Here is a 21,902-nt window from a genome sequence, read left to right as displayed (position 1 = left end):
GGCACGAAAGACAGCACGTTGACGCTGGAAATCACTCGATCTCCGCGCCCAGCCCCTTCATCAGCCCCATGAACTCCGGAAAGCTCGTCGCGATCATCGCCTGGTCGTCGATCGTCACCGGCTTTTCCGTCGCCAGCCCCATCACCAGAAAACTCATGGCGATGCGGTGGTCGAGATGCGTCTGCACGGTCGTATCGAGGCCGTTGGGATGGCCTCCCAGGCCCTTGCCGCCGGGTTTGCCGCGCACGGCGAGCGAAGCTTCGCCCTCGGTACAGTCGACGCCGTTGAGCTTCAGCCCGTTGGCCACCGCCGACAGCCGGTCGGATTCCTTCACCCGCAGCTCTTCCAGCCCTTGCATCAGCGTCTCGCCCTCGGCGAAGCTGGCGGCAACGGCCAGCACTGGATACTCGTCGATCATCGACGGCGCCCGCTCCCGCGGCACGATGACGCCCTTCAGCTCGGAGTAACACACGCGCAGGTCGGCGACATCCTCGCCGCCGGCATTGCGCGGATTCAAGACGTCGATCTGGCCGCCCATCTCCTGCAGCGTCAGAAGCAGGCCGGTACGGGTCGGGTTCATCAGCACGTTCTCGATCGTGATGTCCGAGCCCGGCACGATCAGCGCCGCAACCAGCGGAAAGCCGGCCGAGGAAGGATCACCCGGCACCGCGATGGTCTGGCCGGTGAGCTTGCCCTGGCCTTCGATGAAGATGTGGCGCACGCCACGTTCGTCGGTTTCGACCGACAGATTGGCGCCAAACCCCTTCAGCATCTTTTCGGTGTGGTCACGCGTCATGACAGGCTCGATCACCGTGGTGATGCCCGGCGTGTTGAGGCCGGCCAGCAGTACCGCCGACTTCACCTGCGCCGAGGCCATCGGCACGCGGTAGGTGATCGGGGCGGCGTGTTTCGGGCCATGCAGCGTGATCGGCATGCGGTCGCCGGGCGTGGCCTTCAGCACCTGCACGCCCATCTGGCGCAAGGGTTCCAGCACGCGGCCCATCGGCCGGCCGGACAGCGAAGCATCGCCGATGAAGGTCGTTTCCATGTCGTAGGTGCCGACGAGGCCCATGGTCAGCCGCGAGCCGGTGCCGGCATTGCCGAAGTCGAGCGGGCCTTCCGGCTGCAGCAGCGCGCCGTTGCCGGTGCCGCGGATCACCCATTCGGCGCCGTGCTTCTCTATATGCGCGCCCATCGCCTTCATGGCCGCGCCCGTGCGCATCACGTCCTCGCCCTCGAGCAGGCCGGTGATGCGGGTTTCGCCGGAGGCGAGCCCCCCGAACATGAAGGAGCGGTGCGAGATCGACTTGTCGCCCGGCACGCGGGCGGTGCCGGAAAGGGCTGGTGACTTGCGGGCGGTGGCCGGCTTGGCAGCGGCGGCGTGAGACATGGAATTTCCCTGGACGGAATGCCGGCTGACCGGCGCTTTTCATTTGTTGCGGCGGTCTCGTATCACGGCGAGGCGAAATGGTCATCCCCATGGTCGTCACTTGGCGCGAGGCCTTTCAGTGCTTGGTTTTGTGACGCCGGCTTTTCGCTTTGACAGCGCTGCAAACTGTGGTTAAGGGGACCACTCTTTTATCGACGAGGCTTGCCGTGGCAAAAACCGAACTTGGCACAAAACGCATCGACCCGGAAACGGGCCGGAAATTCTACGACCTGAACAAAGACCCGATCGTCTCGCCCTATACGGGCAAGACCTATCCGCGCTCCTATTTCGAGGAAGGCAAGATCGCCGCCGTCGAGGAGGAGGAGGAAGTGGCCGAGAAGGAAGTGGACGCCGAGGACGAAGAGGGCGTCGAGGTCGTCTCGCTCGAAGAGGCGGAAGACGATACCAAGAGCGACGATCTTCCCGATCTCGGTGATGACGAGGATGATGTCGATCTCGGCGACGACGAGGACGATACGTTCCTTGCCGACGAAGAGGAAGAAGAAGACGACGTTTCCGACATGATCGGCGTCGGCGACGACGACGACGAGGTCTGACAAGGTCTCGAACGCAAGCGTTTGCCGGCTTTCACGGCCTGTGAAGAAAAAGCCGGCGATGAAGGCTTGATATCTGGGAAAGGCGGGGTTAGAAGCCGCCTGCACTAACGGCGCGGTCTTCCAACCCGCGCCGATCTCTCGCCGGAAACGGCGCCGGCTGACTGCCGGGAGTGGGGCCATAGCTCAGTTGGGAGAGCGCTTGAATGGCATTCAAGAGGTCGTCGGTTCGATTCCGATTGGCTCCACCAAACAGTCTCTGGGGGTTTTAAGGAAACCCTTTGATTTCAAGGCTTTACTCTACAAATGTACCTCATCTGGCGTGACGTCTCCGGCTCGCGGTGGCGTCGATTGCTTCGGTTGCGCATCTGGGATGCAACCCTCAATCAACAATTGGGGGGACGACCGCGTTCCTACGGTCACGGAACGTCGGCATCGAATTCGATGGCAAATCCCGCATCGATCGCGCTTCGCGCTATGTGGTCGCCAAGTTCCCAATCCGTGAGCTCGCAAAGCGGAAATATCTTTCTCACGGCGCCGATAACCTCGGACAGCGAAACGCTGGGGCTGTCGACATTGTCGATCAGGTAGCGGACAATCGCCTGGCGAACGTCCGCGGGAGCAGTCCTTTGCGCAAGCGCGGGCATCTCCGGCCTATGAATGGAGCCGCGATGGTGAGCCATCCGGCCTGGCCGCGTCGAAAGCGACGGGCACCATGTGAGCGATGCAGGCCGTCGCCAGCATTTCCTCCAACTCGTGGTCGGTGGCGTTGCATGCCGGCATAAGTGTCCGGATGGCGCGGATTGCTTGTGCAATGGAGAGAAAGCGGGCCTTTCCCCTGGAAAGGACGTAGGCTTCGGCCGCTCCTTCCACCGTGATGGTGTGAAACGTGTTGGTCATCAAGAATGCCTCCCTGAAATCCAAGCCAATACTACTTTCGACCAACATGTGGAGGCCTTCAAGGCTATGTCCGATTCCGGACATTCAGCCGGAGGCGATGCCGAAGTGACGCTGTTCCTCCTCGCCATAGGCACCGTCCGTGAGTTTTATCATTCCGGTGCGGTCGACGATGGTGATCTCGCCGCGCCTGGCGTGGACCAGCCCTCGATATTCGAGCATCTGGAGAGCCGTGGTAACGCCGGGCCGTCGGGAACCAAGCATGGTCGCCAGAAATTCATGCGTCAGATAGATGATATCTCCATCAGCGCGATCGTTGACCATGAGCAACCAGCGGGCCAGCCGTTCCTCGATTTTCGAATGGCCATTGACCAGCGCCGTTCGCGACGACTGGATCAGGAATTCGTGGGCGTAGCGAAGCAGTGACGGGCGAAGGGTCTGGCTCCCGGCAATCGCGATGCGAAGAGGTTCAACCGGCAGGGACCAGCCGTCGCTGGCGACCTGGATATAGGTTTCATTGGGAGACCTGTCCTGGCCGAGGACGACCGTAATGCCCGTCATGCCGTCATAGCCGATCAGGCCGACTTCGCTTTGCCGCCCTCCGGTCATGGCGGCGACCACCGATGCGATACCCGTCTCGGGAAAATATACGTGCTCGATCGGCTGATACGCGATCTCCAGCCGGGCTTTGATGGCCAGTTCGACGTGATGCATCGACGGCCGTAAACGCGCGAAATCCTCAGGTGTGAGGGTTTTCAAAACATGGTTGCGAAAGGTGGATTGAGGCATCGCTCTTCTCCCCATCGGGCAAGAGCACGTACCTCTCACTGTCGGCTGCATCCGGATTAAAGGGCGGCCGATGCTTGAGTCTACGCTCCATGGGCGGGCTTGGCAAACGATTGCGCCCGCGTCGGGCGACGCCACAGGTGGCGAAGGTAGCCGACAAGACGGTCGAGCATCAGGGCACCGGCGGCCGGGACGCGCGCGCTGTCGATCCGACCATCGGTTATCCCCGGTGAAAGCTTACCCACAATTTACGACCATCGGTTACATCACTTCCTGTCTGATTCGCCCGGGACAGGAACACCATGAGCAAAGCCCTCACATCCTTCGCATTGGTCGCGGTGCTGACCGCCTTGCTGATGGCGCTGAGCCTGGCGGTGGCAAGGCACGGTTATCCCTATGGCGCGATCGGTGTGAGGCGGCTTGACGGTATCGCCGATGCCGGCACATTCATTCCACTTGCCGCGGCCTATTTCTTCAGCGCCTTGCTGATGATGATCCTGCCGATCAGGGCAGCCAGCATTGTCTTGACGCACATCGCGGACGCTCTTTTCTGGACCGCGATCGTGCTGTTGGCGGCCATCATAGGCTTCCTCATCGCCAGATGGGCCTTTGGTCAGTGGGAGGTCTTGCGGGCAGTGCTGAACTGGCGCTTCCTGTTTGCGGCCGCGATCATCGGCTGCCATTTCGTCATGAACGAACTCCGCCGCAATGTGCTCTTGCGCAGCCTGTTCTTCGTAATCTTTGCCGCCGCGACGCTGGCCTGCCTGTTCTGGTCGTTCACGCTCTGAGCATGGTCACGGCCGGCGACTTCGATGATCCGGCAGCGATGTTGCCGGCAGCCATCTCCATCCACGTCCAGAAATAGGCTGCAAGACCGCGATCGACATGGATGCGCAGCTCGCTTTCATGGATGGCTACCGGCTGCGCGGAAGGGTTTTCTCGACGTAGCGCGAGAAATCCTCGATATCCTGGGGCGAGGGCTCCCGGCCGGTGAAGCTGCGCAGATAGGCGGCAACATGCGGCAGACGGCTGCTCATCGGCTCGTTGAGTTCGAGCGAATAGTAACCGATCTGCATAAAATAAAGCACGCGGGCGCGCACGAACGCGTCTTCCTCCTCATAGCCATGACGCATGAACATGCCGCGTATGGCATCGACTCGTTCTTCGTCGGCCTCGTCGAGCGCACGCCGGATGCTCGGGGAGCGGCGAGCCCAGGCCCGGATCGCGAAATCCAGCCGGGGGTCGAACAGCCTATCGTCCACCCAGCATTCGAAAATGCCCATCACCCCGCGTATGACCGTCGCGGAAGGGCGTTGGGCGCGCTCGACGATGAATCGGGTATTGGTCTGCCGCCAGTGGTCCAGCAACTGGTCGAGCAGGTCCTGGCGGCTCTTGAAATACCAGTAGAAGCTCGAGCGCGAGACGTCGAGCTGCTGGCCTAGCGTCAGCACGCGGACGCGTTCGACGCCGTCCGAGATCAGGGTTTCAAGCGCAAGCTTCAGCCAGTCTTCGCGCGTGGCCTTGATGTTGCCGGTGGCGCCGGCGCGCTGGATCGTCGTCTCGAGTGCTGCCATCTAGACGACGCATGACACGCCGCACCAGGCAAAGCAAGATCGTGGACATATATGTGTACAGGGCAATTCAACCTTGACCCGGAGAGCTATCCACCGATGTTAGCTGGATTGGTTGTCGACGCGGCACAGTCGCCGCTGCAGCGAAAGCATGAGCGCAGGCCCGGGGACTTTTGTCGCGGCCTTCGAGTCCAGTGCGTGCTTTCCCGCAAGGCAATTGTCTGGCAAATACCACTTCAGACAGATGCCGCCGCGCGGCCAGCAGCCAGGGAAGGCAAGGACATGACAGCGTTTCGAAAGAACCTCATCGATGGCGAGTGGGTTGGCGATGCAGGCTCCCGCAACATCAACCCCTCGGATACCGGCGACGTCGTCGGCGAATATGCCTCGGCGGGTGTCGAACAGGCGAGCCAGGCGATCGCGGCGGCCAAGGCGGCGTTTCCGGCATGGTCCCGCTCCGGCCCGCTGGCGCGCCACGCGGTGCTGAAAAAGGCGGCCGACGAGATCTTGGCACGCAAGGACGAAATTGGCCGCAACCTGGCGCGGGAGGAAGGCAAGACGCTGGCCGAGGGCATTGGCGAGACCATCCGCGCCGCCCAGATATTCGATTTCTTTGCCGGCGAAACATTGCGCCTGTCGGGGGAAGTGGTGCCAAGCGTGCGGCCGGGCGTCGGCGTCGAGATCACGCGCGAAGCGGTCGGCGTGGTCGGCATCATCACGCCATGGAATTTCCCCATCGCCATTCCGGCCTGGAAGATCGCTCCGGCGCTTGCCCACGGCAACACCATCGTCTTCAAGCCGGCCGAACTCGTTCCCGAAAGCGCCTGGTCCATCGTCGACATCCTGCATCGCGCCGGCCTGCCCAAGGGCGTGCTGAACCTCGTCATGGGCAAGGGCTCGGTGGTCGGTCAGGCAATGCTCGACAGCCCCGACGTCAACGCCATCTCCTTCACCGGCTCGGTGGGAACCGGCAAGCGCGTCGCCGCGGCAAGTGTCGAGCACATGCGCAAGTTCCAGCTCGAAATGGGCGGCAAGAACCCGCTGGTCGTGCTCGACGATGCCGATCTCGCGGTCGCCGTCGATTGCGCGCTGAACGGTGCCTTCTTCTCGACGGGCCAGCGCTGCACGGCCTCGTCGCGTTTGATCGTCACCAACGGCATCCACGACCGTTTCGTCGACGCGCTCAAGGAGCGCATGGAAAAGCTGGTGATCGGCGATGCGCTCGATGCGCAGACCCAGATCGGCCCGGTGGTCGACGCGACCCAGCTCAAGCAGGACGAGGACTATATCGCCATCGGCGTCCGGGAAGGCGCCACGCTCGCCTTCGGCGGCGAACGGCTGGACCGCAAGACCCCGGGTTTCTATCTCAAGCCGGCGCTGCTGACCGGGGCCACCAACGCCATGCGCAGCTCGCGCGAGGAGATTTTCGGGCCCGTCGCCAGCGTCATCCGCGTCCAGGACTATGACGAAGCGCTGGCCGTCGCCAACGACACGCCCTTCGGCCTGACCTCGGGCATCTGCACCACCAGCCTCAAGCACGCCACGCATTTCAAGCGCAACTCCGAAGCCGGCATGGTCATGGTCAACCTGCCGACAGCGGGTGTGGACTTCCATGTTCCCTTTGGCGGGCGCAAGGGCTCGAGCTTCGGTCCGCGCGAGCAGGGCCGCTACGCCATGGAGTTCTACACCACGGTAAAGACCGCTTATACGTTCGCGGGATGAACTGGCGCGCCGGCTGACCGGCCGGCGAGCCGTCACCAGCAACCGGACCGGTGCAAGGGATGACATTGCAGGACCTGACCTGGCTCAACCCGCCGCCGCACCACGCCACCGAAGGTGATGCCGTGCGCGTGCGCACCGGCAAGGAGACCGATTTCTGGCGCGAGACCTTCTATGGTTTTTGGCGCGACAACGGCCACTTCCTGTCTCGGCAGGTCGAGGGCGACTTCACCGCGGAGGTCACCGTCAAGGGCGACTACAAGGTGCTTTACGACCAGGCCGGGCTGATGGTCCGGCTGAGCGAAACACACTGGATCAAGGCCGGCATCGAATACACCGACGGCCTTGCCTATGTCTCCGTCGTCGTCACCAACGACACCTCGGACTGGTCTCTGGTGCCGATTGCCGCCGGCCCGGACGGCGTCAGGATCCGCCTGACCCGCCACGGCGAAGCGATCCGTGTCCAGTATCTCGACGCTTCCGACGGTCATTGGAAGCCGGTGCGGCTCGCCTATTTCCCGATCTCGAAGATGGTCGACGTCGGCATGATGTGCTGTTCGCCGCAGCGTGAGGGTTTCGAGGTCACGTTCTCCGGATTCTCGGTCAGTCCGCCGATTGCGCGGGACCTGCACGACTGAGGCCACGAGCCCGCCTTGGCCTGTGTAAACAGGCCGGCAGCACGTTGCGGCCATAACGGCGTCTGGGCTAAGCGTTGCCCATGGGCATGTCGCGTTGGCGGGCAAAACTCAAGAAAGCCGTCCGTTCCGGGGCGCTGAGGTTTTTCAGCGTTCCTTCCGTGCTTTGGTCGCAAGGGATCGGGCACTTCTGCGACTTCGCCGGACCCGATTGGTATCGCTGGGCGCCGACCGAATCGACGCAAAGCGAGGCTTTTTTCCGCGACCATTATAGCGGCGCGCATGGCATCGTCTGGGTGCGGTTGAGCACCCTGGCCAGGCTTGCGCGAAATTGCGATCTCGACACTTTCGCCAGGATAGCCCTGCCCACCATCAAGGCTCCCTTCATCCTGCTGACGACCGACGGTGATTGCTCGGTGCCTTCGGATCTGACCAAGGACACCGTCGAGCGGCTTCTCGCCAACCCCTATCTGGTCTCCTGGTACAGCCAGAACTACGACGGCGGTCATCCCAGGGTCAAGCCGTTCCCGATCGGGCTGGATCTCCACACCCCACGTTCCCTGGCGACGCCTGCCGGACTGGTGAGACAACTGAAAACCCTGCGCGGGAAGGGGAGTGCGGATCGTCGTCCGGCCAGGATATTTTGCGATTTCAGCATCAGCAAAGAGTCTGGCGAGCGTCGGGAATTGCTTGATGCTCTGGACGGATGCCCGCATGTCGATTTTCTAGGACAACACGTATCGCAGCGCTCGATCTGGCAGCTCTATTCGCAATATCCGCTCGTGCTGTCGACCGCCGGAAACGGCCTGGACTGTCACCGGACATGGGAACTGCTTTATCTCGGCTGCATCGTGGTGACCAAGACTTCACCGCTGGATCCGCTTTACGAAGGCCTGCCTGTCATCATCGTCGATGATTGGCGCGAGGTGCGACACCCCGATGCCCCGGGGCGCTGGATCAGGCAGGCCGCGCATTTGACGGACCGGAACTATGTATGGGGGCGTCTGCGCCAGCAAAGCTATCTGCAGCCTCTGCGCGAAGAGCTTCGGGCCGTCGTCTCACCACGGGACGTGTAGGATTTCCAGCTTGGGCAGGCCGACCGGCCGGATGCCGAGGTCGTTGGCAAGGAGGCCAAAAGCTTCGGTCTCGATCAGATCGCGGTATGGAATTTCGGGGAAACGAAGGCCGCCGCGATGCAAGGCGGCATCGACCAGCAGCATTGTTCCGCCGACCGCATCGAGGCCGATGATGTCGAGATGCCTGACATCGCTGAGATGATACCGGCTTGGCGTTTGCACGGGAGGCTGGTGAAGGCCGCCGCGTATCTCGCGGTAATAGCGATAGTCCTTGATTTGCCGTCTGATGACAAAGCTGTTGAGGTCGAAACTGGCGCCACCGGCGATCTTCACGCAGTTGGGCACCGCGATGCGGTGCCCCGCGGCGATCAGGCGGTTCAGCACATCGCCGGGAAAGCGCCAGACGTCGATGTCGATCCACAGCGCCCAGTCGTCGTCCTCGCTGAGTCCGTGATCGATCAGGTAATTTCGCACCTTGGCGATCGCGCCGCGCCTGACGCGCTGCATCCTGTGCTTTGCCCGCTTTGCCCTATCGAGGCTGGTGCCGACCTGTCTTCGCAGCAGGACGATGTCACGATATTTGCCGACCAATCCAGCGGTCGAGGCCTGCAGCCGCTCCCAGCTTCCGTCGAGGCTGTCGCCTTCGCAGAAAACCAGCTTGATTCGGTCCTTGGGGTAGTCGAGCCCGTCCAGCGCATCGAGAAAGGGCTGGATAAGGTCGGCGGCATCGCGAAGCGGCACCAGGAGAGCGATGTTTTGTCCCGACGGCGGCGGCGCCGACAGCACCGCCCTGTCGACGCCGGCTTTTGCCTGCGCTTCATCCAGATAGGCTCCGCGCGTCAGGTGATACCAGAACCTGTGGGCCCGGCTGCGCAGCTTGGTCGTCCATTTTGGTGCCGGCTCCGGCGTCCACCATGTGCCGGCCCAGTGATGGATCGAAAGCGCCGTATCGTCGCCGGCCTCGCGCTCCATGCTCCCGGCCGACGTCACCGGCGCGAACAGGCCGGAAGGATGAATGGCGAAGGCCGCCTGGTCGCTGTATCCGCGCTGCGCGGAGGTGAGCAGGCAAGGACCGGTCGCGTCGAGCACATCCTTGGCAGCGGCGAGCCTGGACATCATCGACAGGAGATGCATCCAGAACGGATGACCGGGCGGGCTCGCTATCGTTCCGTTGAACAGGAGGTAGGGCAGGCCCCGGAAATCCGCCTGGACGGCCGCATGCGAAGCCGGCTCCTTGCACAGCACGACCCGGGTCTGGTTCATGATCGCATCGAAGGGGGCGACGCATTCGCAGTCGATGTCGGCATAGACCCCGCCAAAGTGATGCAGAAGCATGTAGCGGGCCGCGTCCGACCGCTGCACGCCGTTGGCATAACCGCAGAACATCGGCAGATAATCCGGGTAGTGCTCGGCCACGAATTCGAGCAGCATCCGGTCGCTCCAGAACATGACCGTCCAGTGTGGATTATGCCGCTTCCAGCTGTCGGCATAAGCCTGGAAGCGCGCGGGAACGATGTCGGTCTTCCACGTCTGGTGCAGGATCGGCGGGATCATCGGCGGCTCATGGGATGATGGGAAATGGCGGGTCGTTGTCGCCGTTGTCCAATGCAAGCCCGGCGCGGACAGCATCGCGGATGGCCTGCGGGCCAAACTTGGCCCATACGGCCTGATGCGCGCGAAAGCGCTGCCGTACCCGGCGTTCGGCGTCGAGAGAAAGGTCGACGGCCATGGCGGCCAGTCCTTCGTCGCTGGCCGACAGAAGCACCTGGTCATTCTCGACCAGGCCCAGCCCCTCGGCCGCGAGCGGTGTCGCGATCACCGGCACCCCCCAGGCCATCGCCTCCAGAATCTTGATGCGCGTGCCCCCGCCGGCCCCGAGCGGGATGATGCTGAGATGCGCGCCGGACAGGAGCGGCGCCACGCTTTCGGGATTTTCGACGAGCTCGACGCCAGGCAATCCGGCCAGCGCCCGCACGGTTGCCTTCGGGCTGCGCCCGGCGAGAACGAGTTTGGCGTCGGGCAAAGTTTGCCGGATATGAGGCAATATGGCATGGGCCAATCGCTCGGCGGCATCGACGTTTGGCGGATAGCCGAGATGCCCGATGAACAGGATCACCGGATAGCCGCTGTCGGCCGGTGCTTCCGCCGGTAGCACATCGGGAATGGCCTCGACGTTGGGAATCCCATTGGGAACGACATCGACGGGCATTGTGCGCCCGGCAAGCGCCATCAGCCTCTCGCGATCCTCGTTCGAGCAGACCCAGACCCTGTCGACGATGGATTGTGCTTTTCTCTCCAGCCGCCGGATGCCAAGAACCGCCGGAGATCGCGCTGGACGGATATGGCGCAGCTGTGCCGCCAGTTCGGATTCGACATTGTGCATGTCGAGGATGAGCTGTTTCGTCAGGGGACGCAAAGGTCGCAACAGCTTGAAAAGGCCGATACCCTCGACGACGATCGTGTCGGGTTTGAAGGTTTGCACCAAGCTCCGCAGCCGCACCAGTGCCGTGCGGGGAATACGGTTCTCCTCCGCGATCCTCCACCAGCCGAGAGAGGCCGAACGCGGTTCTCCATCGATCGTCAGGCCAACCGCATTGATGCGCGCATCGGACGGCTGTGACGGGTTGCCTGGGGGCCTGACCGAGACAAGCCGGACCGGGCCATACTCGGCCGCAAGGCTGGCATTGTTGAAATTTCTCAGGTCCGCTCCGGAAACCGGCGGAAACGCCGGGTCGAAGGACACGATCAGCGTGCGTCTTTCCGTGTCCGCGCCAGCGCGCGACGGGTAGTCAGGCCTTTCCATCATGGCTCCGAAGCGAATTCGAATACGATATTGCGTTGCCTTCCAGCTCCGCCCCAGACTCTTGTGGGCGCGAACGGCACGCATCATGCTCATCGCATAGCTGTATCGGTTGTGTTTGATAAGCTGCCTTGAAATCCGCAGAGCTATCCAGGCCTTCCGCCACTGCAGAACTTCCTTGGCAATGCCTGAATCGGCAAGCTTGTCCAACTCGACAGCTATCGCCAGAAAAGTGGCGCGCGGAGCCAGAACGAACCGCCGCGCCATCCTTTCTTCGTCATGGTGATAGAGAAGCACCGGAGCGGGAATTGTCGCCACCTGGGCGCGGGCGAGCAGGGCCGCCCAGTAGCACGTGTCCTCATCCAGGCTGGTGGTCTCCGGAAAGCGCACGGTGGCCGTTGCCGAGGTTGCGACCAATGCGCTGCCCATGGCGATCGGCCATGCCTCGTTGAGGAGATACCGGCGGGCGTTCGACGCCCGGTCGCTCGTGTACCCATGTGGAGTCTTGAGCTTGTCCGGCCGGCCCCTGGCACGTCGAATGCTGGCCCCTACCGACAGGCCGGCCTCCGGATGGCGCAGGAGCGCATCATGTAATAGCCCCAACCCTCCCGCCATCACCTCGTCGTCGGCATCGAGGAAGAATATGAACTTGCCCTTGGCCCGCGCAATTCCGGCGTTCCGGGCAGCACCCGCGCTGCCCAGCCGCACGGCCAGGATCTCCAGCGGCAATCCATACCGCAGGGCGCTTTGCACCGAGATCGCCGCGGTCTGATCGCTGGAGCCATCTTCGACCAGAAGAACCTCACCGATCAGGCTCCTTTCGGGCAGAAGGCTTCGCAACGTGGCGTCGATCGTCACCGCGGCATTTCTTGCCGGGATGATGATGCTGATGTCGGGTTGCGCTCGCCCCGGGATGCTCATTGTGGCAAGAAAAAGCCGCGCTTCAGAACGCGGTCATAGCAATGTTTGAATGGCGAGACCGCGCGAAGTGAAAGACTGGCCAGGCTTTCGACTGGCTGCGGGTCGACGTCGAACGGCGACTGGTCCTTCAACCAGTTGTAGCAGGAGCCGTCCTTGAGGACGGAAGGACTTCCAACGATGTAACCGCCAAGCGCCTTGACGTGGCCGACACGCCGCACGCCGCTATAGAGGCTGGACGAAACCGCCGGTTCGCGGGTCCTGAGATAGACGTGGAATCCATTCGGCGATCTTGCGACCGGCGTGCAACTCGAAAGGCGTGCGTACTTACAGGACCAGGCCAGATAGCCCGCTGAATCATCGAAATCCAAGATGAGAAGGTTGCCGTGTCCCGCTACGATCCCGACATTTCCGGCAAATTCACGAAACCAGTGCCGGGTTTCCTCACGTGTCGGTGGCTTCTGCGAAAGCTGAAAGGCAATCGAGCGGAACGCCAATTCTTTGAGGTCTTTTCGACGGCCCTGCAAATGTAGCGGGTGATATTCCATCGCCTGAAGATCGAGATGCTTGCCACCTTCTCGCAGCGGCACACAGATGTACCCCTTAGCCAAGAGCTCGATTGCGTATTCCGTTTCGACTAGAGGCTGCATCCACGAATGTTCCGCGGCCGAAGACGTCGTCCCAATCTCATTAGCCTCGCAGGGTTCCGTCAAGCGCCGCCGCGCATTTGGCCGTGTATTTGTGAGCATTTCGGCATATATACTGGGTCTTGGGCTGGTTATCGCCTCGACCAGGCCAGCCAGCGCGCCGCCAGGCGCCTGCGCAAGGAGGTGAGCCGTGTCCGCCTGTAGGCGTCGCCCGCCATCTTGATGCCTTGCGCCTGTGTCGGGAAGGGATGGATGACGTCGGCCAACGCATGCAATCCCATGCCCGATCGAATGGCGAGAGTCACCGTGTTGATCATCTCGCCGGCATGGCTGGCGACGACCGTCGCCCCCAGGATGCGGTCGGACCCCTCCCTGACATGGATCTTGACGAACCCTTCCTCCTCGCCGTCCATTACGGCGCGGGCGACATCGTGCATCAGCACGGTGTAGGTCTTGACCGGAATGCCGTTGCTGCGCGCCTCCAGGGGATAGAGGCCGACATGGGCGATCTCCGGATCGGTATAGGTGCACCAGGGAACGACGAGTTCACTGAGCCTTTCGCGGCCGCGAAACAAGGCATTGCGCACGACAATGCGCGCCGTTGCCTCGGCGGTGTGGGTGAACTTGTATTCGAGGCAGACGTCGCCCGCCGCGTAGATGTGCGGGTTGCTGGTTCGCAGATAATCATCCACCTTGATGCCGCTGGCGTCATACGCCACGCCAGCCTCTTCGAGGTCGAGACCGGCGACATTGGGTGAACGGCCGACGCCGGTGATGATCTCGTCCACCGAAATCGTCGTCGTGTCGCCATCCCGCATCAGGTCGGCGAGCTTGTTTGCGCCTTCCCTGCGCACCGCCACCACTTCGGTGTTCAGGCGCACCTCCACCCCTTCGCGCGCCAGCGCATCCGAAAGGATCTGCGCGGCGTCGCGCTCCTCGCCGGGCAGGAACATCGGATCGCTCTGCGCCAGGATGACCTTCGCGCCGAGCAGGCAGAAGGCCTGCGCCGTCTCGCAGCCAAGCGGCCCGCCGCCGATGACGAGGAGGCGTGGCGGGCATTGCGTAAGATCGAACATCGTCTCGTTGCTGAGATAACCGGCTTCGACCAGCCCCGGAATGGCAGGGAAGGCCGGATGTGCGCCTGTTGCAATCAGCGCCTTCTTGAAATGCAGCGTCTTGTCCGCGACCGTGATCGTATCGTGTCCGGCAAATCGCGCCTCGCCGAAATAGAGATCGATCCCTTCCGAAACCAGGCTCGCGGCGGAATCGGCACGGCTGATCCGCTGCCGGATCTGCCGCATTCGTGTCATTGCGCGTTGAAAATCGACACGAAGATGGTCTGGCGGGTCGCCGCCGAAGCTCTCGGCATCGCGCATGTCGGCATAGAGCCTGGCTGTGCGGATGATCGACTTCGACGGAACGCAGCCGACATTGATACACGCACCGCCAATCAGCCCACGCTCGATCAGCGCGACTTTCGCACCAAGGCTCGCCGCGTCACGCGCGGCGGCCAACCCGGCCGGCCCGGCGCCGATGACGACGAGATTGTAGGGGCCGTTCGGGGTCGGATTCTTCCAGTGCGGGGGATGCGCGCCCCTGATCAGTTCGACGTCGTTGCGGTCGACAGGGAAGGCGGCGGTTCTCGTCGGTTCACGTGACATCGCGTCCCCCGGATGCCGGCGTTGCCGGCCGCGACAACCATCCGCCGGTGAAGCCGGCCTTGCCCAGGCCGCGACGGATATGGGGATTGGAACGCATGAGCTCCCAGATCAGGCCGGAACGGTGGTTTTCGATCATCATCACCGCGATGCCCTGGTCCAGTCCGAAATGGCCTTCCGACACCCAGCCATTGCGGCCGAATTTTCGCCGATTGGCCAATGTCGGGTTGAAACCGCTAGGCAGCCGGAAATTGTCGAGCACCTCCGGGTAACGATCGACGAGGTGACGCAGCGCCGCCAGGCAGATGTCCGGCGCGAACGGCAGCGACGCCGAATAGGACCAGGGCGCGATCGTGCCGTCATCCGGACCAAAAGGCGCGCCACGCGCCGCATAACCGGAAAACCGGTGGCGCCGTCGCTCCACGCTGGCGCGGAAGCTGCCTGGTCCGTCGCCGGCCGAAAGGCCCCACAGATTCTCGCCATAGCCGTCAAAGCCGTAAGGGTTGTGCCGGGCGTAGTCGCGGTGAAGATATGTCGAGCGGCGGCTGTTTTCGAAATAGTCCGAATTCTTCTCGCGCATGAAAGCGTCGCGGATGCCGGCGAAATCGATCCAGGCATGCGAGAACTGGTGCATGAACAGCGGCCCGCCATAGAGCACGTCGCGGCCGTAGATGTTTTCCCATTGATAGGTCGCCGTCCAGGCCTCGTAGCTGTCGTCGGAGCTCGGTCGGCCCGGCGAGGCCATGGACAGCACATAGAGGATCGTCGCCTCGTTGTAGCCTTCCCAGCCATAGTGCAGAAAGCCGGTCCTGGCCTTCCAGCCCTGGCGGAGCGTCGGGCTGCTGCCTTGCGCCCATCGCCAGTCGACTCGCCTGTAGAGCGCCTCGGCCAGTTGGCGGATTTCGGCCTCATCGTCATTGTCACCGGAAAAATAGGCGCCCGCCACCAGCATGCCGGCGATCAGTAAGGCGGTATCCACCATCGACAGCTCGCAGCGCCAGACGCGCAAACCGGTCCGCATGTCGAGGAAGTGATAGTAAAAACCCTTGTGGCCGGTAACGTCCGGGCCGCTGCCTTGCGTGCTGGTCTGGAAAAAGCGTAGCGCCGCAAGGGTCAGCCTGGCAGCCGCGTCGCGCGCCACCCAGCCACGTTCGACGCCGATCGGATAGCAGGACAGGGCGAAACCGACGACAGCGATGCTGCACGGTGAATTCGGCCGCGAGGTGTCGGCGACCAGCCCGTTGCCGGGGTTCACATTCTCCAGGAAATAGCCGAAGGCGGCGCTTTGATAGCGGTCCAGAAGCTCATCGTCGGCCAGCGCGGCGGGATCTGCTCTAAGCAAACGACGCAAACTCCAACATGATGTTCGCGGCGCCCGTCGATCGCACGCCACCGGCACGGTGGCCGGAGGGCATCGCAGCTGCCGGGCTCTCTCGTCGTGTCATGGCATACCCCTGTTATGGCATTCAGACGTCAGCTACCATAAGCCTTTCCAGCACCAATCGTTGCTTCGTCACGCGGAATTGTAGTTGGCTCGGGCCAACTCGGAACTGCCTCGATCCGGCTCAATAAGTGGCGCGGCCGCCCGAAACGTCGAACACGGCGGCCGTGGTGAACGAGCATTCCTCCGAGGCGATCCATGAGATCAGCGCCGCCACCTCCTCGACTTCGCCGAAGCGCGCCATCGGTATCTTGGACAGCATGAAGTCGATGTGCTCCTGGCTCATCTGCCTGAAGATCGCGGTGCGCACGGCGGCCGGCGTTACGCAATTGACCGTCACCTTGGTCTTGGCGAGCTCCTTGCCGAGCGACTTGGTCAGGCCGATCACCGCCGCCTTCGAGGTGCTGTAGGCGGAAGCGTTGGGATTGCCTTCCTTGCCGGCGATCGAGGCAATGTTGACGATGCGACCATAGTTGCGCTCGAGCATGTGCGGCACCAGCGCCTTGTTGCAGTAGAAGACGCCGTTGATGTTGATGTCGATGACCCTTTGCCAGTCCTCGGTCGAATAGGACCAGGTCGTCATGTTCGGGCCGGTGATGGCCGCGCTGGTGACCAGTATGTCGACGCCGCCAAGGGCTTCGATCGTCGATTGTGCGGCGGCCTCCACACTTGCCGCATCCGCAACGTCCACCATGACCCCATACAGGCTGGGAACAATGGCTTTCGCCTGTTCGATCTGCGCGGCATCGCGGTCCCAGACGCTGACGCGCCCGCCTTCGTTGACGATCCTCTGCGCGACGGCCAAGCCGATGCCCGAGGCGCCGCCGGTAATCAACGCCGACCGGCCGGCGAATCGTCCCGCGAAGTTCATCGGCATGTCATTCCCCCTGTCCATCCTGGCTGAAGTCGGCCTATGTGATGGCCGTGTTCGGGGACTGTGATGTTACCGCAGGCCGAGTTCAAGCCCGCATGCGGCCGGATCGTCTGGGCCAAAACCGGCTGGACTACGGCGTGCGATCTCTCGGCGATAGCCGCGCTGTAAGACAAGGTGACCGGATTTGCCATTGAGCATGGGGTGCGATAGGTTATATTGCACTGCACAATGGAGATGCCGTTTCTTGTACGCCCCTGTTTGCGGATATGCCGGCCGGTTTGCGGCCTGCCGGTCTGGGGTCGTGTCGACGGGACCCTGAGATGAAGATTCCCAAGTCCCTGCTCGTCGATCCCGAAAGGAATTCGGTTTATGGCAGCTTTGCCGTTGCCGTCTCGATCTGGGCGTTCTCCTATTCCGTCATTTTCGGCCAGGTGCTGATCCTGGCCTACTACGCCGTCTGGCTTCCACTTATTCTGGTCGACTACCGGCGGTTCCTGCGGCAACTATCCAGTGCCTGGCTGCCGCTGCTGTTCGCGGCCTATGTCTGCTTCTCCGTGTTCTGGTCGCAGGCTCCCGGCATCACCGCCAGAACGGCGGTTCAGTACCTTTCCCACATCGCCTGCGCCTATGTCGCGGCACGCACCGTCAGTGTGCGCACCCTGACGATAGGCGCCCTGGTCGGCATATTCTTCGTCCTGCTGTATTCGATGAAAGTCGACGGCTATTCCGAGGACGTCCTCGACGGCACCTATAATTTCGTCGGCGCCTTCGCCTCCAAGAACCAGATCGGCTTCGTCGGCTCGCTCGGCATCTATTTCTCCGTCGTGTTTCTTGCTTTTCTTCGGCGTGGCCGACTGAGCTTCATGCTGACCGTGCCGGTCGTGCTGTTGTCGGTCTATGTACTGATCGTATCGCATTCCGCCACCTCGATAGCCTCGATACCGGCGGTTCTGGCGCTGGTGGCGCTTCTTGCGATGAGCAAGCTTTTGTCGCGGCGCTATCGTCGGGTGATCTTCGTGATCGGCGCCGGCATGATCGTCGTGGTGGCCATTGTCGCCCTCAATCTCGGGCTCATGGATTTCGTGCTTGGCCTATTCGGCAAGGATTCGACGCTTACCGGGCGCACCTATCTTTGGGAGCAGGGCTGGGACGCCGCGATGCGGTCGCCGATCCTCGGCGTCGGCTACGCCGCCTATTGGGTGCAAGGCTTTGCCGAAGCGGAGCGGCTGTGGAACGAATTCTACATCACCACCCGCACCGGCTTCCATTTCCACAATACCTATGTCGAAGCCCTTGTCGAACTCGGCTTCACCGGGGCGGTGCTGCTATCGCTGATCATGCTGCGTACGCTCTTAGGCCATATCGCCGCGGTGGTCTTCAAGACATGGCAGGCCGAATCGGTGGTCCTTATCGGCGTGATGGTGCTGCTGCTCATCCGCTCCTTCGTCGAGGTCGAGATTCTCAACCCCTACATCATGGGCTCCTTCCTGATGTATTTCAGCTTCTTCAAGCCGGCGCGGTTGCCGGTCACCCGCAAGCGATGGTCGCCGGCCTTCGAGCCTGCGGATGCGAAGGGTGGAGAGGCAGCCTGGCCCCATCGTCCAGCGGCGGCCGAGTAATGACGAGGGCCCGCTGGAGCCCTTCCAGGAAAAGTGCTTAGCGGTTTTTCGTCAGGTGCTGCGCAAGTTGGAGCGGGCCGAAGCCATTCCAGGAAAAGAATGTGGGACGGTTCTCCGTCCGGTGTCGCGTCGACAGCCCCTTTCGTTTCCCGGTGCTGGAAATCCTGATGCATGTCGCCCGGAAGTGTCCTCGGTTCCGGGATAACGACATGCATAAAATCAGAAGCTTGCAGCAGGTCGGGCGAATCCTATTCGCCGCGACATGCTGTATCGGCAAAAACCTCCGCCGGGCAGGCCAGGCGGAGGTTCAAAGTCTTTGCGCCATGGGTCTCGAAGCGGCAGGCCGCGCGAACTTCCGCGTCCTACTGGCTGGCCAGCGGCGCCAGCTTGACCCTGATCACATCGCCAGGTAGCACCAGCGTGTCTTCCTTGGCGGTGATTTCGCTGGTCTTGCCGTCGACATCGCGCACCAGCGAATAGAGCAAGGTGGGTTGCTGGTCGTTGGTGATGGCGGCCGTCGTCGCCGGATCGGAGGCCTGGGCGATCAGGCCCTTCTGCATATTCGCCTTCAGCGCGGCCTCGTTCAGGTCGGCTTCGGTCTGCTGTCGGTCGGAGGCGAGCCTCGAGCTCAAGGTGTTCTGGGCGTCGATGGCGTCCTGCGTCGCCTTGCTGATTGCCTGCTTGGCGGTGAGGATGGCCGTCTCGTAGTCCAGGATCTTGCCCTGCAGGTCGGTCACGGACTGCTGCGAATCCAGAAGTCTGGCATTGGCGACCAGGCCCTTCTGCGCCAGCGGACCGATACTGGCCAGCTGTTGCTGCGCCAGGTCGACCTGCTTCTGCTGGTTGACGATCTTCTTCTGCAGCGATTCGATTTCCGCCTGCAGCACGCCCTTGAGATCGTCGAGCGCCTCGAGCTTCAGCTTCAGCGCCTTCTGGTCGGCGGTCAGGATCGTCATCTCGTCGTTGACGATGGTCGGCAGCCGCGGATCGCCCTCGACCTCCTTCGGCGCTTCGAAGCTCGTCTTGCCGGCCATATCGGCGTCGATACGGGCGCGCTTGACGATCAGCCGCACGCGCAGGTCGTCGGAAATATCGAAATTGCCCTTGGCGGTGACCAGGTCCTTGCCGATCTGCGGGCCGTAGTCGGTGTTGCGCCTGATGCCGCCGGCGACGCTGATCGCCTTCAGCACGGTAAGTTCGGGCACATACGGAAACTGGCCGGGATTCTGCACTTCGCCCGAAATGTAGAACGGCCGGAATTGCGCCATTTCGACCGAGGCTTCAGGCTTGTCCGACAAAGCGAGCTTGTGCTGCAGCGCCTCGCCGATCGCCGCGGCGACCTCCGCCGTGGTCTTGCCCGCCGCCGGCAATTCGCCGACGAAAGGCACCGACAGCGTGCCGGCCGGACCGACCGTGTATTGGCCATTGACCGACGACCAGTCGCGGAACGCGCTTTCGACGGTCTGCCATTCGGCGATGCGGATGGTGAGCTTGTCCTGGGAGCCCAGACGGTAATCGTCGGCGGCGGCCAGCTGGGGAAAAGCGAGCGACATCGTAAGGCACGCCGCCAAGAGCCGCGAGCGGCCGGAAAACGGGCCGCTGCCAAAGACTTCGAACATGTCTGTTTTCAACTGAGCGTTCCGATCCGTTATAGCCCCCATCGCCCGATGAGCTTGCCGCCGGATGCCTGGGTCAGGCGGCCTATCAGTAAGACCCGCGTGACATCCAGACGGCCGGCACGGTCCTGATGATGATGCGAACGTCCTCGAACAGAGACCAGTTCTCGACATAGTGTCGATCGAACGCGACGCGGCTGTCATAAGAAACGTCGTTGCGACCGCTGACCTGCCACAGGCCGGTCAGGCCGGGCCGGGACTTCAGATAATAGACGGCTGCGCTGCCGTAGATTTCCAGTTCGTCGCGTACCACCGGGCGAGGCCCGACGAGGCTCATATCGCCCTGGAGGATGTTGATGATCTGCGGCAACTCATCAAGGCTGAGCTTGCGCAGGACCGCTCCGACGCGGGTGACGCGTGGATCGTTCTTCAGCTTGCGGGTCGCCATCCATTCCGCATTGGCGTCTGGATTGGTCGCAAGATAGGCGGCCAGCACCTTGTCCCCGTTCGGAACCATGGTGCGGAACTTGAGGCAGGAGAAGAGCCGTCCGCCGCGCCCGATTCGCCGATGACCGTAGAAAATCGATCCGCCATCGGAGAATTTGACGAGCAACGCTATCATGATGAACAGCGGGCCGAGCGCGATCAGTCCGGCCAGCGAACCGGCGATGTCGAAGCTCCGCTTGATGAGGCCGCCGATCGGCGGCGGGAAGTCGGTGTCAGCCTGCGAAAAGCCCGCCGTGGCTGACTTGGCAATGTCCCTCATGCGGAAAACTCCATGCGTTGAACGAATGGTTTACCGCACGATATCAAAAAAATGTTGCAGCGCAACACACAATTTTCCATATCCTTGAAATAGTCGCGTCATGAATTGACTAAATAATAAGCTCGTTTTGCACAAATTTCAGGATGTTTAGCACATTTGTGACAATAAATGGGCAAGGACAAAAAAATCTGGACATTTTTGGGGCGGTTCCTGGGCGGCGCGTTCCTCGCGCAGGGGCCCGGAGCATATTAGTGCTTTAGGAAGACGCCACATTGGAAATTGTTCACCTAAAATACTATTTAATATTATAAGTATACTCGAATTTTTTGGCGGCTGCAGGTAGAGTGAAATGCGGGCGTGTGCATTGCAGCATGGCAGAGTCGAACGCGTAAGCTCAATCAAAAATTTGTGCGGTTGCCCTTGCCGCCTTCCGCCCGCCTTAATAGAATTGCAAATTATACCTGTCATGGTCGCGACAGGTTGAAAGGCCGGAAGCAACCGGTCGAGAGCGGGCGACTTAACAAGCCCGCATCACAAGGGACGGCGCTCGGGTGGGGCTATCGTTGGATATAACCCGAGCCGGTTTATGGGCTGTTGGGTATGTCGCTTCCAAAATTCATCGTTGGGATGCTTTTCGCGCTCGCGATCGTCGTCGCCTGGTCCTGGCTGGGTGGAGCTTCGTTCGGCACGACGCTGCTGCGCGTCATCATCTGCGCCATGGTCATCCAGGCTGGTTATTTCGCGGTTGTCTACGCCATGATCGTCAGGAGCGCGCCGACGCCAGCCGACAGGCTGCGCGAAGCCGAGAGAAAGCAGAACTCCACCGAAGTGCCCGAGGGCGAGAAACTCGGCAGCGCCCGGCGGGGCCTGCATTAGGTCCCACGACGACATCACCG

General features: G+C 62.1%; 20 protein-coding genes and 1 tRNA gene. 8 read left to right on the top strand and 13 right to left on the bottom strand.

The genetic code is table 11. The annotated features are described in order from the left end of the window. Positions 1-31: 31 nt before the first annotated feature. Positions 32-1,390 (bottom strand): 3-phosphoshikimate 1-carboxyvinyltransferase, encoded by a 1,359-nt coding sequence (gene aroA, locus FJ970_RS01370; RefSeq protein ID WP_140762762.1) that lies wholly within the window; start codon positions 1,388-1,390, stop codon positions 32-34. Between the two features lie 206 nt (positions 1,391-1,596). On the opposite strand from aroA, the gene FJ970_RS01365 reads away from it, so the two are divergent. Both FJ970_RS01365 and FJ970_RS01360 read left to right on the top strand, forming a co-directional pair. Next, positions 1,597-1,986: a TIGR02300 family protein gene (locus FJ970_RS01365; protein WP_140762759.1), complete on the top strand. Its 390-nt coding sequence runs from the start codon at positions 1,597-1,599 to the stop codon at positions 1,984-1,986. A gap of 172 nt (positions 1,987-2,158) precedes the next feature. Continuing rightward, a tRNA-Ala gene (locus FJ970_RS01360) sits at positions 2,159-2,234 on the top strand. 168 nt (positions 2,235-2,402) lie between these two features. On the opposite strand, the gene FJ970_RS01355 is transcribed toward FJ970_RS01360, so the two are convergent. The 3 genes from FJ970_RS01355 to FJ970_RS01345 all read right to left on the bottom strand — a co-directional run bounded on the left by FJ970_RS01355 (position 2,403) and on the right by FJ970_RS01345 (position 3,669). Further along, positions 2,403-2,666 carry a hypothetical protein gene (locus tag FJ970_RS01355; RefSeq protein WP_227792000.1) on the bottom strand — a complete coding sequence of 88 codons (264 nt, stop codon included), beginning with the start codon at positions 2,664-2,666 and terminating at the stop codon, positions 2,403-2,405. After that, positions 2,638-2,883, bottom strand: a complete 246-nt coding sequence (locus FJ970_RS01350) for a hypothetical protein (RefSeq protein WP_140762818.1) — start codon at positions 2,881-2,883, stop codon at positions 2,638-2,640. The genes FJ970_RS01355 and FJ970_RS01350 overlap by 29 nt, the downstream gene beginning before the upstream one ends. Before the next feature lie 84 nt (positions 2,884-2,967). Continuing rightward, positions 2,968-3,669: a Crp/Fnr family transcriptional regulator gene (locus FJ970_RS01345; RefSeq protein ID WP_140762753.1), complete on the bottom strand. Its 702-nt coding sequence runs from the start codon at positions 3,667-3,669 to the stop codon at positions 2,968-2,970. A 299-nt stretch (positions 3,670-3,968) separates the two neighbouring features. On the opposite strand from FJ970_RS01345, the gene FJ970_RS01340 reads away from it, so the two are divergent. Next, complete coding sequence (locus tag FJ970_RS01340) at positions 3,969-4,454, top strand: hypothetical protein (RefSeq protein WP_140762750.1); 486 nt, start codon at positions 3,969-3,971, stop codon at positions 4,452-4,454. Between the two features lie 126 nt (positions 4,455-4,580). Here the strand turns inward: FJ970_RS01340 and FJ970_RS01335 are convergent, their stop codons facing one another. After that, positions 4,581-5,240, bottom strand: a complete 660-nt coding sequence (locus FJ970_RS01335; protein WP_140762747.1) for a TetR/AcrR family transcriptional regulator — start codon at positions 5,238-5,240, stop codon at positions 4,581-4,583. A gap of 279 nt (positions 5,241-5,519) precedes the next feature. On the opposite strand from FJ970_RS01335, the gene FJ970_RS01330 reads away from it, so the two are divergent. From FJ970_RS01330 to FJ970_RS01320, 3 genes are all read left to right on the top strand, one after another. Beyond that, positions 5,520-6,959 carry an aldehyde dehydrogenase family protein gene (locus FJ970_RS01330; RefSeq protein WP_140762744.1) on the top strand — a complete coding sequence of 480 codons (1,440 nt, stop codon included), beginning with the start codon at positions 5,520-5,522 and terminating at the stop codon, positions 6,957-6,959. Between the two features lie 59 nt (positions 6,960-7,018). After that, entirely contained in the window at positions 7,019-7,594 is a 576-nt protein-coding gene (locus tag FJ970_RS01325; RefSeq protein WP_140762741.1) for a DUF1349 domain-containing protein, read from the top strand. A gap of 80 nt (positions 7,595-7,674) precedes the next feature. After that, positions 7,675-8,667, top strand: coding sequence for a hypothetical protein (locus FJ970_RS01320; protein ID WP_181178753.1), 993 nt, complete (start codon positions 7,675-7,677; stop codon positions 8,665-8,667). Here the strand turns inward: FJ970_RS01320 and FJ970_RS01315 are convergent. The 6 genes from FJ970_RS01315 to FJ970_RS01290 form a co-directional block, all read right to left on the bottom strand. Then, the gene (locus FJ970_RS01315) at positions 8,650-10,221 is read right to left on the bottom strand and encodes a glycosyltransferase (protein WP_140762738.1); all 1,572 of its coding nucleotides are present in this window, start codon (positions 10,219-10,221) and stop codon (positions 8,650-8,652) included. The two genes, FJ970_RS01320 and FJ970_RS01315, sit on opposite strands and share 18 nt — an antisense overlap. A gap of 7 nt (positions 10,222-10,228) precedes the next feature. Continuing rightward, positions 10,229-12,388, bottom strand: a complete 2,160-nt coding sequence (locus FJ970_RS01310) for a glycosyltransferase (protein ID WP_140762735.1) — start codon at positions 12,386-12,388, stop codon at positions 10,229-10,231. Continuing rightward, complete coding sequence (locus tag FJ970_RS01305) at positions 12,385-13,035, bottom strand: bifunctional DNA primase/polymerase (RefSeq protein ID WP_227791999.1); 651 nt, start codon at positions 13,033-13,035, stop codon at positions 12,385-12,387. The genes FJ970_RS01310 and FJ970_RS01305 overlap by 4 nt, the downstream gene beginning before the upstream one ends. Before the next feature lie 128 nt (positions 13,036-13,163). After that, positions 13,164-14,693, bottom strand: coding sequence for a mercuric reductase (locus FJ970_RS01300; RefSeq protein WP_140762731.1), 1,530 nt, complete (start codon positions 14,691-14,693; stop codon positions 13,164-13,166). Beyond that, positions 14,683-16,032 (bottom strand): glucoamylase family protein, encoded by a 1,350-nt coding sequence (locus FJ970_RS01295; protein WP_140762729.1) that lies wholly within the window; start codon positions 16,030-16,032, stop codon positions 14,683-14,685. Before FJ970_RS01295 ends, FJ970_RS01300 begins: the two co-directional genes overlap by 11 nt. 223 nt (positions 16,033-16,255) lie before the next feature. Beyond that, entirely contained in the window at positions 16,256-17,008 is a 753-nt protein-coding gene (locus tag FJ970_RS01290) for an SDR family NAD(P)-dependent oxidoreductase (RefSeq protein WP_140762727.1), read from the bottom strand. A 317-nt stretch (positions 17,009-17,325) separates the two neighbouring features. Between FJ970_RS01290 and FJ970_RS01285 the strand changes: the two genes are divergently transcribed. Beyond that, the gene (locus FJ970_RS01285; RefSeq protein ID WP_140762725.1) at positions 17,326-18,624 is read left to right on the top strand and encodes an O-antigen ligase family protein; all 1,299 of its coding nucleotides are present in this window, start codon (positions 17,326-17,328) and stop codon (positions 18,622-18,624) included. Positions 18,625-18,986: 362 nt separating this feature from the next. Here FJ970_RS01285 and FJ970_RS01280 read toward each other — a convergent pair whose 3' ends face one another. Together FJ970_RS01280 and FJ970_RS01275 are read right to left on the bottom strand one after the other, a co-directional pair. Continuing rightward, positions 18,987-20,243: a polysaccharide biosynthesis/export family protein gene (locus FJ970_RS01280; protein ID WP_181178752.1), complete on the bottom strand. Its 1,257-nt coding sequence runs from the start codon at positions 20,241-20,243 to the stop codon at positions 18,987-18,989. 85 nt (positions 20,244-20,328) lie between these two features. Further along, a complete protein-coding gene (locus tag FJ970_RS01275; protein WP_140762719.1) occupies positions 20,329-21,006 on the bottom strand; it encodes a sugar transferase in 678 nt (225 codons plus the stop codon). A gap of 600 nt (positions 21,007-21,606) precedes the next feature. On the opposite strand from FJ970_RS01275, the gene FJ970_RS01270 reads away from it, so the two are divergent. Beyond that, positions 21,607-21,882: an exopolysaccharide production repressor exox gene (locus tag FJ970_RS01270; RefSeq protein ID WP_140762716.1), complete on the top strand. Its 276-nt coding sequence runs from the start codon at positions 21,607-21,609 to the stop codon at positions 21,880-21,882. The last annotated feature ends 20 nt before the right edge of the window (positions 21,883-21,902 follow it).

This window comes from Mesorhizobium sp. B2-1-8 (assembly GCF_006442545.2).
Classification (GTDB): Bacteria; Pseudomonadota; Alphaproteobacteria; order Rhizobiales; family Rhizobiaceae; genus Mesorhizobium.
Note: the sequence above shows the minus strand (reverse complement) of the source record. Positions and strands in the feature narration are given on the sequence as shown.

What these genes read in the sequence shown, in the direction of transcription:
- FJ970_RS01270 (WP_140762716.1), top strand. Translation starts at nt 21,607, where the DNA reads ATGTCGCTTCCAAAATTCATCGTTGGGATGCTTTTCGCGCTCGCGATC.
- FJ970_RS01355 (WP_227792000.1), bottom strand. Translation starts at nt 2,666, where the DNA reads ATGGCTCACCATCGCGGCTCCATTCATAGGCCGGAGATGCCCGCGCTT.
- FJ970_RS01300 (WP_140762731.1), bottom strand. Translation starts at nt 14,693, where the DNA reads ATGTCACGTGAACCGACGAGAACCGCCGCCTTCCCTGTCGACCGCAAC.
- FJ970_RS01345 (WP_140762753.1), bottom strand. Translation starts at nt 3,669, where the DNA reads ATGCCTCAATCCACCTTTCGCAACCATGTTTTGAAAACCCTCACACCT.
- FJ970_RS01325 (WP_140762741.1), top strand. Translation starts at nt 7,019, where the DNA reads ATGACATTGCAGGACCTGACCTGGCTCAACCCGCCGCCGCACCACGCC.
- FJ970_RS01350 (WP_140762818.1), bottom strand. Translation starts at nt 2,883, where the DNA reads ATGACCAACACGTTTCACACCATCACGGTGGAAGGAGCGGCCGAAGCC.
- FJ970_RS01315 (WP_140762738.1), bottom strand. Translation starts at nt 10,221, where the DNA reads ATGATCCCGCCGATCCTGCACCAGACGTGGAAGACCGACATCGTTCCC.
- FJ970_RS01320 (WP_181178753.1), top strand. Translation starts at nt 7,675, where the DNA reads ATGGGCATGTCGCGTTGGCGGGCAAAACTCAAGAAAGCCGTCCGTTCC.
- aroA (WP_140762762.1), bottom strand. Translation starts at nt 1,390, where the DNA reads ATGTCTCACGCCGCCGCTGCCAAGCCGGCCACCGCCCGCAAGTCACCA.
- FJ970_RS01335 (WP_140762747.1), bottom strand. Translation starts at nt 5,240, where the DNA reads ATGGCAGCACTCGAGACGACGATCCAGCGCGCCGGCGCCACCGGCAAC.
- FJ970_RS01280 (WP_181178752.1), bottom strand. Translation starts at nt 20,243, where the DNA reads ATGTTCGAAGTCTTTGGCAGCGGCCCGTTTTCCGGCCGCTCGCGGCTC.
- FJ970_RS01285 (WP_140762725.1), top strand. Translation starts at nt 17,326, where the DNA reads ATGAAGATTCCCAAGTCCCTGCTCGTCGATCCCGAAAGGAATTCGGTT.
- FJ970_RS01340 (WP_140762750.1), top strand. Translation starts at nt 3,969, where the DNA reads ATGAGCAAAGCCCTCACATCCTTCGCATTGGTCGCGGTGCTGACCGCC.
- FJ970_RS01330 (WP_140762744.1), top strand. Translation starts at nt 5,520, where the DNA reads ATGACAGCGTTTCGAAAGAACCTCATCGATGGCGAGTGGGTTGGCGAT.
- FJ970_RS01275 (WP_140762719.1), bottom strand. Translation starts at nt 21,006, where the DNA reads ATGAGGGACATTGCCAAGTCAGCCACGGCGGGCTTTTCGCAGGCTGAC.
- FJ970_RS01305 (WP_227791999.1), bottom strand. Translation starts at nt 13,035, where the DNA reads ATGCAGCCTCTAGTCGAAACGGAATACGCAATCGAGCTCTTGGCTAAG.
- FJ970_RS01290 (WP_140762727.1), bottom strand. Translation starts at nt 17,008, where the DNA reads ATGCCGATGAACTTCGCGGGACGATTCGCCGGCCGGTCGGCGTTGATT.
- FJ970_RS01310 (WP_140762735.1), bottom strand. Translation starts at nt 12,388, where the DNA reads ATGAGCATCCCGGGGCGAGCGCAACCCGACATCAGCATCATCATCCCG.